Origin of the sequence: Streptomyces sp. NPDC019224 (assembly GCF_040632605.1) — a bacterium.
Lineage (GTDB): Bacteria > Actinomycetota > Actinomycetes > Streptomycetales > Streptomycetaceae > Streptomyces.
The window spans coordinates 57,746-71,268 of sequence record NZ_JBEYCF010000029.1; the positions used below are offsets into that span (position 1 = coordinate 57,746).

At 71.0% G+C, this 13,523-nt stretch carries 11 protein-coding genes; 3 read left to right on the forward strand and 8 right to left on the reverse strand.

What is annotated here, in order from left to right; genetic code table 11:
- Positions 1 to 229: 229 nt before the first annotated feature.
- Entirely contained in the window at positions 230 to 1,468 is a 1,239-nt protein-coding gene (locus ABZ564_RS19830; RefSeq protein WP_360857830.1) for a hypothetical protein, read from the forward strand.
- Positions 1,469 to 1,490: 22 nt separating this feature from the next.
- On the opposite strand, the gene ABZ564_RS19835 is transcribed toward ABZ564_RS19830, so the two are convergent.
- Positions 1,491 to 3,779 carry a hypothetical protein gene (locus ABZ564_RS19835; protein WP_360857832.1) on the reverse strand — a complete coding sequence of 763 codons (2,289 nt, stop codon included), beginning with the start codon at positions 3,777 to 3,779 and terminating at the stop codon, positions 1,491 to 1,493.
- 409 nt (positions 3,780 to 4,188) lie between these two features.
- Positions 4,189 to 5,541 carry a peptidase C39 family protein gene (locus tag ABZ564_RS19840; protein WP_360857834.1) on the reverse strand — a complete coding sequence of 451 codons (1,353 nt, stop codon included), beginning with the start codon at positions 5,539 to 5,541 and terminating at the stop codon, positions 4,189 to 4,191.
- A gap of 192 nt (positions 5,542 to 5,733) precedes the next feature.
- Between ABZ564_RS19840 and ABZ564_RS19845 the strand changes: the two genes are divergently transcribed.
- Both ABZ564_RS19845 and ABZ564_RS19850 read left to right on the forward strand, forming a co-directional pair.
- Positions 5,734 to 6,318: a hypothetical protein gene (locus ABZ564_RS19845; protein ID WP_360857837.1), complete on the forward strand. Its 585-nt coding sequence runs from the start codon at positions 5,734 to 5,736 to the stop codon at positions 6,316 to 6,318.
- A 392-nt stretch (positions 6,319 to 6,710) separates the two neighbouring features.
- Positions 6,711 to 8,615: an AAA family ATPase gene (locus ABZ564_RS19850; RefSeq protein WP_360857840.1), complete on the forward strand. Its 1,905-nt coding sequence runs from the start codon at positions 6,711 to 6,713 to the stop codon at positions 8,613 to 8,615.
- 52 nt (positions 8,616 to 8,667) lie between these two features.
- Here the strand turns inward: ABZ564_RS19850 and ABZ564_RS19855 are convergent, their stop codons facing one another.
- The 6 genes from ABZ564_RS19855 to ribH all read right to left on the reverse strand — a co-directional run bounded on the left by ABZ564_RS19855 (position 8,668) and on the right by ribH (position 13,500).
- Positions 8,668 to 9,765, reverse strand: a complete 1,098-nt coding sequence (locus tag ABZ564_RS19855; RefSeq protein ID WP_360857843.1) for a hemolysin family protein — start codon at positions 9,763 to 9,765, stop codon at positions 8,668 to 8,670.
- Complete coding sequence (locus ABZ564_RS19860) at positions 9,762 to 11,123, reverse strand: hemolysin family protein (RefSeq protein WP_360857846.1); 1,362 nt, start codon at positions 11,121 to 11,123, stop codon at positions 9,762 to 9,764. Before ABZ564_RS19860 ends, ABZ564_RS19855 begins: the two co-directional genes overlap by 4 nt.
- Before the next feature lie 186 nt (positions 11,124 to 11,309).
- Positions 11,310 to 11,774, reverse strand: coding sequence for a PH domain-containing protein (locus ABZ564_RS19865; RefSeq protein WP_360857849.1), 465 nt, complete (start codon positions 11,772 to 11,774; stop codon positions 11,310 to 11,312).
- A 23-nt stretch (positions 11,775 to 11,797) separates the two neighbouring features.
- The gene (gene hisG, locus ABZ564_RS19870) at positions 11,798 to 12,646 is read right to left on the reverse strand and encodes an ATP phosphoribosyltransferase (RefSeq protein WP_360857852.1); all 849 of its coding nucleotides are present in this window, start codon (positions 12,644 to 12,646) and stop codon (positions 11,798 to 11,800) included.
- A 61-nt stretch (positions 12,647 to 12,707) separates the two neighbouring features.
- Positions 12,708 to 12,980: a phosphoribosyl-ATP diphosphatase gene (locus ABZ564_RS19875; protein WP_360857855.1), complete on the reverse strand. Its 273-nt coding sequence runs from the start codon at positions 12,978 to 12,980 to the stop codon at positions 12,708 to 12,710.
- Positions 12,981 to 13,014: 34 nt separating this feature from the next.
- On the reverse strand, positions 13,015 to 13,500 hold the full coding sequence (ribH, locus tag ABZ564_RS19880) for a 6,7-dimethyl-8-ribityllumazine synthase (RefSeq protein WP_360857857.1): 486 nt from the start codon (positions 13,498 to 13,500) through the stop codon (positions 13,015 to 13,017).
- Positions 13,501 to 13,523: the final 23 nt, after the last annotated feature.

Consider the following 13,523-nt stretch of genomic DNA (forward strand, 5'->3'; position numbering starts at 1 on the left):
GAGCCGGGAGCCGGGAGCCGGGAGCCGGGAGCCGGGAGCCGGGAGCCGGGAGCCGGGAGCCGGGAGCCGGGAGCCGGGAGCCGGGAGCCGGGAGCCGGGAGCCTTCGGGCTGAGCGAGGAGTGGCTGACCCACCATGGGCGTGTCATCCCGTCAGCGATTGTCCTGTCGCACCAAGAGCAGCTTGAACGCCTTGCGGTGACATGCCCTCAGGCTGTTCCCGTCGCGGTCGTGGCCGGCGACCCCTGCATGGACCAGTTGCGCGCCTGCCTCCCCTTTCGCGAGAGATACCGACGGGCCCTGGGTTTGCATCCGGGCCAGCAGCTCGTGGTCGTCTCCTCCACCTGGGGAGAAGGTTCACTGCTCGGGTCCTCGCAGGCCGACGTCCTACGCCGCACGCTGGCCGAACTACCGGTGGAAGAATTCCGTGTTCTTGCAGCGATTCACCCCAACGCCTACTACGGACACGGGGCCTGGCAGCTGCAGAGCTGGCTGGCACCGCTCATGGACTCCGGGCTCATCCTGCCGAACCCGGAAAGCGACACCTGGAAGGCCGCGCTCTGCGCAGCCGATTTCTTGGTCGGAGACCATGGCTCACTGACCATGTACGGCACCTCATTGGGGATCCCCTGCATATTGGGGGCATTCGAAGAATCGAAGGTCGCGCCGGATTCCCCGATGGATGGACTCGGCAGAATACTGCCTCGCATATCAAGCGCCCATCCCCTTCGGCCCCAGCTGTACGCTGCCAGGACCCAGAAGAACAACCCCGCTCTCCGGGCCGTAGGACAGACCGTCACATCCGAGCCCGGCCGTTCCGCCGAACTGCTGCGGCGCCTGTTCTATACCTGGCTGCGACTGGACGAGCCCGAGTACCCCGCCACCTCGGCCGCGGTCCCCGTACCCGCAGGCCCATCCGTCGATCGCACCGGGCGGACTCCCTACGAGGAGGCCATGTTCGTCACGGCTTTCCTCAGAAGCGGCAGCCAGGGACCGACGGACGGCGAGGTGACCGTCTGCCGCTATCCCGCTGCCCGTCAGCGCGGGCAGGGCCGGCACCTGTCCTCGGCTCACCTCGCCGCCGACCGGGACGATCCGGTCCGGGCGTGGCCTCGTGCAGCCGATGTGCTCCTGATCCCGCACGAACGGATTCCCCGGCCGGACAACGATCAATGGCACACCTACGAAGCGTCCGTCGCCGGTTGCGGCATGGTCGCTGCGGAAACCACGGACCAGGGATGCCTGGCCAGTCTTCGTGACGGCCGAAAGGTACGGGTCACCTGGCTGCACCGACCCCCGTGGGCCACCTTCGCGCTCGCCGCCTCCGCCGCATACGCGTGGAACACGAGAGTCCACGCCACCGAGACCGTGCATAACGGGAGTTCGGAACGGGTCACCGTGCGCGCGGGCGACATCCCTGAGGAGGGAGTGCTGGAAATGGTGGACGTTCGCGAGCCTTCCCGTCTCTAAGGGCTGCCCTGCTTTCTTCTCGCTACTCCCCTTCCTGCTCTTCTGTCTCCAGGAGCTGTCGTGCTTCCTCATCACGACTGCTTCCGGTCTTGCTGAAGAGATCACGCGCCGTTGTCCAGTCCGCGACCGCTCGTCGGGGATCCCCCAGTGCGTGGTGAATGCGCCCGCGCAGCAGAAAGGCTGTCGCAGCCCAGTAGTCGGAGCCCACGCCCCGCATACCGTCCACCGCGCGGTCGGCCGCGGCAAGAGCCTCTTGCCGCTGTCCGCATGCGTGGCGGTCCTGCGCACGAAGCAGCTGGCACTTGGCGATGTTGAAGCGGTCCGGACCGGTCGGCAGATCGGTGAACTGTGCCTCCGCACCGCGCAGTTCACGCTCGGCGTCGTTGTGCCTCTCCAGCACGGTGTAGGTAGCACCGATGTGCAGGGCGAGGAGGGCGCGCCCCCGCGGATGGTCGACCCCCTCCAGCGCCGAGAGGGCACGGCGGAACAGACCGATCGCCTCGTGCGGGCGCTTCAGCTTCCGTTCGAGAAGGCCCAGGCCCTCCAGCACACTCGACTCCGTGCGCCGTTCGCCCTCACTGCGCACGGGAGCACCGACGTCGACCAGGCCCAGAGCCTGTTCGAAGTACGCACGGGCGCGGCGGGGATCGCCTTCCTCGACGGTCCATCGTTGGAGGTAGGCGAATGCCAGCTCGTAGGCCATGCGGGCCACCGCCAGCGGTTCCGCGGACTCCTGCGCCGAAGCGAGCGCGGTACGGCGCGAATCGATCATCCGGGCATGGTTTCCGGTCTTCAGGCAGTAGGTCCAGGTGGCCTGCGCCAGGCGCCATGCCTCGGAGTGGAGTCCTCCCTGTGCGGCCAGGTCCACGGCGGCGAAAATCATCGACTGGCGCCGCGCGAAGTCGCGCAGCACCTCCTTCTCCTCGCGCTCCCCGGTTTCGGCCCGTGTGAAGACGTTCATCGGCGCGTGGCACCAGCGCGAGGACAACGTCGCCTCGTCCTTCTCGGCGATACGCAGCAAGAGGTGGACGATCCGCTCGTGCACCGCCACCCGTTCGTCCGGGTGCTCGTCGCGTTCCGCGGCCATCGACGCATGGTCGTGGACCAGAGGAGGCAGCCGGTAGGCGTCGATGCCCCGCATTTCCACCAGGCCGGCGGAGACGAGCGAGCTCAGTGCCGCCCGCACGTCGCGGGTCGGCCGGTCCGACGCCAATGCGTACACGATATCCATCTGGAACTCCGCGTTCACCAGCAGACCCAGGCGCCGGTAGAGCTGTGCCGTTGGCGGGGCCATCCGCTGGTAGGAGAGGTCGAGGGCCTCCGGAAGCGGATTCGCGTCCCCCATGCCGAGCAGCTCCTGTCGGCCCGCCCTTTCGGCGAGCTGGGCGGTGACGTCTTCAAGAACGCCCGGAAGGAGCGGCTTCAGCTGCTCCGCGACCAGTCGCAGGGCCAGCGGCAGCGCCCCCACGGACTGGACGATCGATGTGAACCGCGCCGGGTCTTCCCGACTTCGGGTGAGCTTCACAAGAAGGTCCAGGGCATGCTCCTCCGGCAGCGGCTGGACGCGCAGTTCCCGGACGTTCGCAACAGCGGTGTGAAGGTCGTGCGGCTCCTGCTGTCCCGTCATCAGGACCACCCCGTAAGGCTGGTCCGTCAGCAGGTCCCGAACCTGGCGCGCCGTCCTCACGTTCTCCAGCACGAAAACGACCGGCCGGTCACCGAGCCTGCGGCGGACCAGCCACGCCAGGCCCGTCACGTCGGACGTCCGGCCCTCCGCCGTGACCCCCAGCTGTTGCAGCCACCCCTCCAGCACGGCTGCCGTCTCCGGGATGCGGCCGTGCCTCAGGCCGAGATCGGCCCTGAGTACCACCCCGCCAGGAGTGCCCCGATGCAGATGAATCCATTGAAGGGCCGCACTGCGCTTGCCCACGCCCGGCATGCCGCTGAGAAAGAAGGCCGTCAGGACGCCGGCGTCCTGACACGCACGCCAGTGCTCGTCCATGTCCCGCAGCAGCGCGCTGTTGTTGACGTAGGACAGCAAAGCCGCCGAGGCCCAGCCGCGGTCTTCGTTCCGCAACGCCTCGTCGACGGCTTCGCGCCCTGCGGCGACCGCGGAGGGCTGCTCGGCCAGCAACGACTCGGCCTGCCTGACCAGTTCCTCGCGCATCTCGGCAAGAGCGACCTCATCACCCGCCGCCCGAGCCTCCCTCACACGGCGGCCGATCGCCTCCAGCTCCAGCCCGGCGTCACCGTCCTCCGCGGCAGGCCCTCTCCGGAACAGGGCCACGGCCTTCTTCTTCGTCCATCCCACGGACTCCTTGGCCAACTCGGCAAAGAAAGCTGCCGCCAACTGGCCCGCCAGTACGGAAAGTCCCGGCTCCACTGCACCCCCGCCATAGGTCTCACATACTCCCTCCACGGTAGAGACCGCACACGAACGCCGCAGCCGTTCCGCGGATCCAAGGGGACCCGAGCACACCGGCCTGCGCCGGAGCCGGTTCGCGATCACCACTCGGTACCGGGAGCACCCCACGAAGTCGCCCACACGGATCGGAGGGGTGTACCACCCTCGCGGCCGGCGCGCCGGGCCAAGGGCCGGCCCGTGGCAGGCTCTCCGCCGTTTCCGCGGGGGCGGCTTCGCCACGGCCCGGGTGGACCGGTACGGCCACCTCGCACAGGACGGCCGGGTGGGTCGTCGAGGTGGCCGTGGCCCTACCTGCTCACAGCAGGCCGAGCGACCGCAGCGCGAGGTACTGACCCGGTGCTGGATCAGACGGCCAGTAGACGTAGCAGACCCCGCCCGTCCCGCTCCTGACCTTGCCGTTCGCGTCGTACCGCTTCGTGCGCAGCCAGATGGTCTCCCACTCGTGCCGCTTGTAGACGTGACGGACCGCGTCGTCGTTCGGGGAGGCCGGGTCGTTGGCGATCACGTCGCCGTCGGCGGTGAAGCCGATGACCGTCATCAGGTGGCCCGAGGTGCCGTAGCCCGCCCCGGTCAGCTCCTCCTTGAGGAAGGACTGGGAGGTGATGACCGGGATGCCGGCGCGGACCAGGGTCTCCACGTCCTTCAGGGAGCCGAGCCGGGTGACGGCGGCACTCATGTCGCGGTACGTGGCCGCGTAGGCGGCGTTGAACGGCCAGTTGCCGCAGCCCTCGTACTGGTTGTCGTACGTGAAGCGGGCGGCGTGGCAGACCTGGGGGTCCTGGAGGCCGGGCTCGACCCAGGCGAGGTCCTCGGCGGTGGGCCTGCGACCCCAGTACTCGATGATCATCTGGGAGGAGGTGGGGCTGCACCACGCCTCGCCGCCGTTGTCGTACTCCGGGTACTGGCCGACGTGGACGTTCTGCGAGTAGCGCGGCACCGGCAGCTCGCGGACCAGGCCGGGGGTGCTCGCGGGCACCGTGAAGCGGTCCGGGATGTCCGAGGCCATCGCGCCCAGGCGCCACACCGTCGGGGTGAGCCGGGTGCCCGGGGTGCGGTACAGGGTCAGCCGGAGGCGGTAGGACAGCAGGCGCAGGCCGCTCGCCGCGTCGTCCACCGAGAAGGTGTCCGTCCAGATGGAGCTCTTGCCGTCGCTCTGGTCGTCCACCGAGGTGCGGCGGATGTCCGCGTCACCGGCGGCCCAGCGGCCCATCACGTACCAGGGGGTATCGGTGCCGTCCGAGTAGCGGCCGCACAGTTCGATCTGGATCCAGGTGCCGGCCGGGGTCTCCGCGTTCCAGGAGGCGATCACCTCGGTCGCGGGGACGGACGAGAGGTGGGCCGATGAGGTCCAGGTCGCGTACTCCCACGCGGCGGTAGTGCCGGTGTGCGGGTCGGTGTAGTCCGTACGGCCCAGCGGGTGGGCGATGACGAGCCCCGCGCGGCGGCCGGCGGCCGCGCGGGTCCCGGCGCCGTGGCCGGAACGCCAGTCGGTGTACGTGGTCCAGGCGTGGTTGTCCACCGAGGGCGGCGCGGGCGTGTCGCGGTGCGGGGCGGCGGCCGCGGAGGCGGCGGACGACAGTGTGACGGCGCCGGCGGCCGCGGCGACGGCGGCGGCGAGCACGGTTCGGCGTGAGGTGGGACTGGGCATGGGCGAGACCCCCGGTCGTCTGCAGGAATTGGGGCTGCGGTGCACGACAGTGCGCCAACTATCGCGGTTCGCGTCCCTGTTCGGCCAGCGATTCGGCTCGTGCCGATCAATCAATATTGGTCTCCACCACTGGCGTGACCTGCGGCTGGGCCGAACGGCTTACCGCACTCCCCCGGCTCGTAGGCTGGGCGCATGAACGATCTCGCCCTCCACGCCGCCCGGCTGCGCGCCCTCCCGCCGTCCTGCGGGCCGGTGCGGCTGATCGCCGTCGACGGGCACGCGGGATCGGGCAAGAGCACCTTCGCCGGCCGGCTCGCGACGGCGCTCGGCGACGCGCCCGTGCTGCACCTGGACGACCTGGCGACGCACCAGGAACTGTTCGCCTGGACGGGCCGGCTGCGCGAGCAGGTGACGGGACCGCTCTCGCGCGGCGAGCCCGCGCGCTACGCGCCGTACGACTGGACGGCACGCGCCTTCGGGCCGGTCAGGACCCTGGAGCCCGCCCCCGTGATCCTGATCGAGGGGGTCGGTGCCGGCCGGCGCGCCCTGCGGCCCCTGCTGGCCCGGTTGCTGTGGATGGACCTCGGGGCCGCGGAGTCCTGGGAACGCGGCCGGCGGCGCGACGGCCCCGCACTGCGCTCCTTCTGGGACGGCTGGACCGCGGCCGAGACGGCGCACTTCTCGGCCGACCCGTCCCGCCCCTGGGCGGATGCTCTGGTACGGCAGTTGCCCATGGGGTACGAGTGGCGGGAGAGGTCCGTGGGACAGCGCCGGTAAACCGTTCCGTCACCCGGTGTGACCGGCTCGCGTCTCCGTATCGAGCAGCCGGAAATCGGCTCGGAAGTACCTCAACTCCGCTTGACCCGGGGGCGGTACAGGTCTTACGTTCTCAATATGCGGCTTTTCGGAGCCCCCACAGACGCGAAGCCCCCGGTTGTTCCCCCGTGATCGGGGGCTTCGTGCTGCGCTCCCCGCACCTCTCCGACCCCCTGGCCCTCACCCTGGGTCACGACGCGTCTTCGGCCTGCGGCACCCTTCGTCGGATACGCACCGCACAGGTACGATGCCTCTCGGTGCGGTCAATTCCCGTCCACGGCACAGTGATTCGGCGCGCCTCGGCGGGCCTTCGGGCGGCGGGACATCCTGGGGGCACGTTCGTGGGGGACCTGATGGACTTCGGCACGCAGGGCGCGCAGGCCCCCGCCGACCTCGCCTGGCTGCGGGGCGTGGACGCCTACACGATGGGCGCCTATCCGCAGGCCGAGGAGGAATTCCGGGCGGCCGTGGGCCAGGACCCCGGCATGGCGGACGCCTGGCTCGGTCTGCACGCGCTGCGCGTCGACACGACGTCGGCCCTGCTGCACATGCACCGCCACCGCGAGCGCTTCGGCGAACAGCGCGCCCGCCACCGGCGCACGCTCAACTCCTGGTACTGGCTGGGCTGGTGGGTGCAACCGGTGCTTGAGAGCCCGCGCGACCTGCTGCTGGCGCACGCCTCGCACTGGCTGGACGGCCGCCATGTGGCCGAGCTGGACCGGGCGCTGGCCGCGCTGCCGCCGGTGGAGACCGACCCCCAGGTCCGCTTCCTGCACGCCTGCCGCTCCTATCTGATCAAGGACTGGGAGCAGCTCGTACGCCACACCGAGCAGCTGATCGACGACCCGATGCTCGGCATCGAGGCGGGGCTGTTCGGCGGGATGGCACGGGTGCGGCTGGAGATGTACGGGCAGGCCGAGCCGATGCTCGCGACGGCCCTGATGCGCTGCCGCAGCGAACAGCCGCAGCGCAAGGAGCTGCGCTACTGGCTCGCCCGCGCACGCGAGGGCACCGGCCGCAGCGCCGCCGCCCTGCCGCTCTACCGGGCCGTGCACCGGATCGACCCCGCCTTCATGGACACCTCCGCGCGCCTGGCCGCCATCGCGGACTACGACGGACTCGACGGCTCCGACGACGTCTCCGGCCTCGCGGCAGTCTCCCTGACCGGCGTGGAGGCGGACGGGTATTACGCGGAGGCGGCTCCGTCGCCGGGCGCCGATCCGGCGGACGGCCGGGAGCTGTGGCCGGGCGGTGAACCGCCGGACCCGCCCGGCGCGGGGGTCTCCCCGCCGCCCGGCGGGGTGCGGGCGAGGGCCTCGGTCCCGGGGCAGCCGCCACCGCAGCCGTTCCCGGCCGGGCCCAGCGACCCGGAGCTGCTGGCCGAGGCGCTGGCCGAGCTGGAACGCATGGTCGGTCTGGAGCCGGTGAAGCGTCAGGTGAAGTCCCTGTCGGCCCAGTTGAACATGGCGCGGCTGCGGGCGGGCCAGGGGCTGCCCGTACAGCCGCCGAAACGGCACTTCGTCTTCTCCGGGCCCTCCGGCACCGGCAAGACGACGGTGGCCCGCATCCTGGGCCGGGTCTTCTACGCGCTCGGCCTGCTCGGCGGTGACCACCTGGTGGAGGCGCAACGGGCGGACCTGGTGGGCGAGTTCCTGGGACAGACCGCCGTGAAGGCGAACGAGCTGATCGATTCGGCGCTGGGCGGGGTGCTGTTCGTCGACGAGGCGTACAGCCTCTCCAACACCGGGTACAGCAAGGGTGACGCGTACGGCGACGAGGCGCTCCAGGTGCTGCTCAAGCGGGCGGAGGACAACCGGGACCACCTCGTCGTCATCCTGGCCGGCTATCCGGAGGGCATGGACCGGCTGCTGTCCACCAACCCCGGGCTCTCCTCGCGTTTCACCACCCGGGTGGACTTCCCCAGCTACCGGCCGCTGGAACTGACCGCGATCGGTGAGGTGCTGGCCGCGGAGAACGGCGACGTGTGGGACGAGGAGGCGCTGGAGGAACTGCGCTCGATCAGCGGCCATGTCGTCGACCAGGGCTGGCTGGACGAGCTGGGCAACGGCCGCTTCCTGCGGACGCTGTACGAGAAGAGCTGCGCCTACCGCGATCTCCGGCTCTCCGGCTGTACGACGGTGCCGACGCGGGACGACCTGGCGACGCTGCGGCTGCCGGACCTGATGCAGGCGTACGGCGAGGTGCTCTCGGGGCGCGGCCCGGTGGGCCGGGGCCCGCAGGAGCCGCCGGCGCTGTGAGCCGTACCGCCGGCCACCGGAAGGCTCCGGCGGCCGGCGGCACGGGTGCGGCTCAGCCCACCAGGGCCCCCGCCCCGTCCGGCTCCGTCCTCCGCTCCTCCGCGCGGCGCGGCTCCGCCACCCGGTGCGCCGGATCGCGTACCTCGCCGACCAGCGTCTCCAGGACGTCCTCCATCGCGACCAGGCCGAGCACCCGGCCCGAGGCGTCGGCGACCTGGGCGAGGTGCGTGGCAGCGCGCCGCATCACCGTGAGGGCGTCGTCCAGCGGGAGTTCGGCCCGTACGGTCGCCATCGGGCGCCACAGCTGCTGCGGCACCGCGCGCTCGCCGTCCTCCAGGTCCAGGACGTCCTTGACGTGCAGGTAGCCCATGAAAGGGCCGCCGCCCTCGGCGCAGACCGGGAAGCGCGAGAAGCCGGTGCGGACCGTCAGCTCCTCGATCCGGTGCGGGGTGACGGAGGGGTCCACCGTGACCAGCGACGCCCGGCGCAGCAGCACGTCGGTGACCGGCCTGCTGCCCAGCTCCAGGGCGTCCTCCAGCCGTTCCTGCGCCTCGGGTTCGATGAGGCCGGCCTGGCCGGAGTCCTCGACCAGGCGGTTGAGCTGCTCGCTCGTGAAGACGGCCTCCACCTCGTCCTTCGGTTCGACGCCGAAGAGGCGCAGCACGAGACGGGCACAGGCGCCGAGCGCCGCGGTGACCGGGCGGCAGAGCCGGGCGAAGCCGACGAGGCCGGGGCTGAGCCAGAGCGCGGTCTTCTCCGGCGCGGCCATCGCCAGGTTCTTCGGGACCATCTCGCCGATGACGAGGTGGAGGAAGACGACGAGGACGAGCGCCAGCACGTAACCGAGCGGGTGGATCAGCCCCTCGGGCAGGTGCACGGCGGCGAAGACCGGCTCCAGGAGGTGGGCGACGGTGGGTTCGGCGACGGCTCCCAGGGTCAGGGAGCAGACGGTGATGCCGAACTGGGCCGCCGCCATCATCTGCGGCAGGTTCTCCAGGCCGTACAGCACCTGGCGGGCGCGGGCGGAACCGGCCGCGGCGAGGGGTTCGACCTGGCTGCGGCGTACGGAGACGAGGGCGAACTCCGCGCCGACGAAGAAGCCGTTCGCGAGGACGAGGAGTCCGGCGAAGAGCAGCTGGACGAGGCTCATCGCACCGCCTCCAGGACGGCCGGCTCCGAGGCGTCCGCGCCGGAGGTCTCCGCGACGCGGACGAAGCGGACCTTCTCGGCGCGGTAGTGGCCGACCTGGCGGACCGCGATCCGCCAACCGGGGAGTTCGGCCCGGTCGCCGGGGGCGGGGATGCGGCCCAGCAGATCGGCGACGAGTCCGGCGACCGTCTCGTACGGGCCGTCGGGCACGTCGAGACCTATGCGGCGCAGGGTGAGGACCCGGCAGCTGCCCTCGGCGTCCCAGGCGGGCCTGCCGTCCTCGGGCGGGGCGGGGGCCAGTTCGGGGCGGTCGGCGCCCTCGGCGTCGTGCTCGTCGCGGACCTCGCCGACGAGCTCCTCGATGATGTCCTCCAGGGTGACGACGCCGGCGGTGCCGCCGTACTCGTCGACCACGACGGCGATCGGCTGCTCCTTGCGCAGTCGCTGGAGCAGCTGTTCGACGGGCAGGGTCTCGGGCACCAGGAGGGGCGGCACGGCGATCCGGCCGGCGGTGGTGCGCAGCCGGTCGGGAGCCGGGACGGCCAGGGCGTCCTTGAGGTGGATCATGCCGACGACCTCGTCGATGCGTTCCCGGTAGACAGGGAAGCGGGACAGGCCGGTGGCGCGGGTGAGGTTGAGGACGTCCTCCGCGGTGGCGGAGGTCTGCAGGGCGCTGACCTTCACACGCGGGGTCATGACGTGCTGGGCGGTGAGCCCGGCGAGCGACAGGGTCCGCACGAAGAGGTCGGCGGTGTCCTGTTCGAGGGTGCCGGCCTCGGCGGAGTGCCGGGCGAGGGAGACCAGCTCGCCGGGGGTGCGGGCGGAGGCCAGCTCCTCGGTGGGCTCGACACCGAGGAGGCGCACGAGCCGGTTGGCCGCGGTGTTCAGGGCGCCGATGACCGGCCGGAAGAGGCGGGTGAAGCGTGCCTGCGGTCCGGCGACGAACCGGGCGACCGTGAGCGGGCGGGAGACCGCCCAGTTCTTCGGGACGAGTTCGCCGATGACCATCTGGACGGCGGCCGCGAGCAGCATGCCGGTCACCACGCTGACGGTGGGGATCACGCCCTCGGGCAGGCCGGTCAGGGCGAGGGGACCGTCGAGGAGCTGGGCGAGCGCCGGTTCGGCGAGCATGCCGACCACCAGGGAGGTGATGGTGATGCCGAGCTGGGTGCCGGAGAGCTGGAAGGAGAGTTCCCGCAGGGCGTCGGTGACGGTGCGGGCCCGCCGGTCGCCCTCGGCGGCGGCGCGCTCGGCGTCCGCCCGTTCCACGGTGACGAGCCCGAATTCGGCCGCCACGAAGAATCCGTTGGCGAGGATGAGAAGGAATGCCGCGCTGAGCAGCAAGAGGGGGGTTGTCATACCGCCGCCTCCACGGAGGGGGCGGCGCAGGTACTACCGGACGATCCGTCCATTGCTGGAGGGAGTCACTCCTCGGGTCGCAGGAAAAGCCCCGCCGGCCACGGGGGCCTTCGGGCGGGGCGGGGCGCGCACGGGGCGCCACCGCCCTCCAGAGTAATCAACGACAGGCCGTACGGGGCAGGGGGCTCAGCCGTTGTCCGTGCCCGTGCCGCGGTTCTCGGCGAGGGCGCGGAGCGCCCGGGCGTCCCGGATGGCCTGCTGCTTGGCGATTCCGGGCTGGATGCCGAGGGCGGGCATGCTGGTGCCGTCGCTGAGGTCGAGGAAGACCCACGGGTCACCCACCCGCAGGTTGACACGGATGATCTGGGCCCACGAGAGGCGCCGGCTGCGGGTGAGGTTGACCACCGTCACGCCCTCCTCGTCCGCGACGACCTTGGGGCGGCTGAGCAGCGCCAGGACGCCGAAGAAGAGGAGCGCGGTGAAGACGAAGCTGACCCGCTCTCCCCCGCTGAGCTGTTCGAGGGTGAAGGCGACGACGGTGATGACGGCGAACATCACCGCGCCGACGGTCAGCAGGACCACCCGGGTGCGGGTCGGCCGGAAGGTGACCGGCAGGACCGGGACGCCGGGCGGGGGTGTGGGTGCTGACATGGTTCTTTTTCCGTCTCCCGCCGTCAGAGGCGGCAGGCGTGGATGGCGGTGGTGAGGATGGCGCGGGCGCCGAGGTCGTACAGGTCGTCCATGATCCGCTGCGCCTCCTTGGCGGCGACCATGGAGCGGACGGCGACCCAGCCCTCGTGGTGCAGCGGGGAGATGGTCGGCGACTCCAGGCCCGGGGTGAGGGCGACGGCGCGCTCCAGGTGCTCGACGCGGCAGTCGTAGTCCATCATCACGTAGCTGCGGGCCACCAGGACGCCCTGGAGGCGGCGCAGGAACTGCTGGACCTTGGGCTCGTCGCCGGGGGCGCCGGTACGGCGGATGACGACTGCCTCGGAGGTCATGATGGGTTCGCCGATGACTTCGAGGCCGGCGTTGCGCAGGCTGGTGCCGGTCTCGACGACGTCCGCGATGACCTGGGCGACGCCGAGTTCGATGGCGGTCTCGACGGCGCCGTCGAGGTGGACGACGGAGGCGTCGACGCCGGACTCCGCGAGGTGCTTGGCGACGATGCCCTCGTAGGAGGTGGCGATCGTCAGGCCGCCGAAGTCCTGCGGGCCGGTGATGGTGCCGGGCTTGGCGGCGTAGCGGAAGGTGGAGCGGGCGAAGCCGAGCTGGAGGATCTCCTCGGCCTCGGCGCCGGAGTCCAGCAGCAGGTCGCGGCCCGTGATGCCGATGTCGAGGCGGCCCGAGCTGACGTAGATGGCGATGTCGCGGGGGCGCAGGTAGAAGAACTCGACCTCGTTGGCGGGGTCGACGAGGACGAGCTCCTTCGACTCCTTGCGCTGCTTGTAGCCCGCCTCATGGAGCATCGCCATCGCAGGCCCGGAGATAGCACCCTTGTTGGGGACGGCGATGCGCAGCATGAGGTCGGGTTCCTTTGCGAAAGGTGTGGCGGGATGACGTACGGGAGGGTGCGGGCCTGGCTCAGAGGTGGGCGTAGACGTCGTCGAGGGTGATCCCGCGCGCGACCATCATCACCTGGACGTGGTACAGCAGCTGCGAGATCTCCTCGGCGGCGGCGTCCTTGCTCTCGTGCTCGGCGGCCATCCAGACTTCGGCGGCCTCCTCGACGACCTTCTTGCCGATGGCATGGACCCCCTTGTCCACCAGCTCGGCGGTGCGGGAGGTGGAGGGGTCGCCGTTGGCGGCCTTGAGCTGCAGCTCGGCGAAGAGCTCTTCGAAGGTTTTGTTCGCCATGATGTGCTCAGAATACGGGGTGCCCGGCCCGCACTCAGCGCCAGGGTTCGCTGACCGAGCGCAGTGTGGCGGCGGTGGCGACGGCGGCGGTGACCGCTTCGTGCCCCTTGTCCTCGTTGGACCCTTCGAGGCCGGCCCGGTCGAGTGCCTGCTCCTCGGTGTCACAGGTGAGGACGCCGAAGCCGACGGGGACGCCGGTGTCGACGGCGACCTGGGTGAGGCCGTTGGTGACGCCGTGGGACACGTATTCGAAGTGCGGGGTGCCGCCGCGGATGATCACACCGAGGGCGACGATCGCGTCGTAACCGCGTCCGGCCAGCACCTTCGCCACGACGGGGAGCTCGAAGCTGCCGGGGACCCGCAGCAGGGTCGGCTCGTCGATGCCCAGCTCGTGCAGGGCGCGCAGGGCGCCGTCGACGAGCCCGTCCATGACCTTCTCGTGCCACTGCGCGGCGACGACCGCCACACGGAGGTCACCGCAGTTGCGTACGGACAGTTCGGGTGCGCCCTTGCCGCTCATGTCTCTCCTGGCTTCTCTGTACG

Excerpts from the sequence above, each read along its gene's own strand:
- ABZ564_RS19840 (WP_360857834.1), bottom strand. The coding sequence starts at position 5,541 with ATGCCCAGTCCCACCTCACGCCGAACCGTGCTCGCCGCCGCCGTCGCC.
- ABZ564_RS19845 (WP_360857837.1), top strand. The coding sequence starts at position 5,734 with ATGAACGATCTCGCCCTCCACGCCGCCCGGCTGCGCGCCCTCCCGCCG.
- ABZ564_RS19850 (WP_360857840.1), top strand. The coding sequence starts at position 6,711 with ATGGACTTCGGCACGCAGGGCGCGCAGGCCCCCGCCGACCTCGCCTGG.
- ABZ564_RS19855 (WP_360857843.1), bottom strand. The coding sequence starts at position 9,765 with ATGAGCCTCGTCCAGCTGCTCTTCGCCGGACTCCTCGTCCTCGCGAAC.
- ABZ564_RS19860 (WP_360857846.1), bottom strand. The coding sequence starts at position 11,123 with ATGACAACCCCCCTCTTGCTGCTCAGCGCGGCATTCCTTCTCATCCTC.
- ABZ564_RS19865 (WP_360857849.1), bottom strand. The coding sequence starts at position 11,774 with ATGTCAGCACCCACACCCCCGCCCGGCGTCCCGGTCCTGCCGGTCACC.
- hisG (WP_360857852.1), bottom strand. The coding sequence starts at position 12,646 with ATGCTGCGCATCGCCGTCCCCAACAAGGGTGCTATCTCCGGGCCTGCG.
- ABZ564_RS19875 (WP_360857855.1), bottom strand. The coding sequence starts at position 12,980 with ATGGCGAACAAAACCTTCGAAGAGCTCTTCGCCGAGCTGCAGCTCAAG.
- ribH (WP_360857857.1), bottom strand. The coding sequence starts at position 13,500 with ATGAGCGGCAAGGGCGCACCCGAACTGTCCGTACGCAACTGCGGTGAC.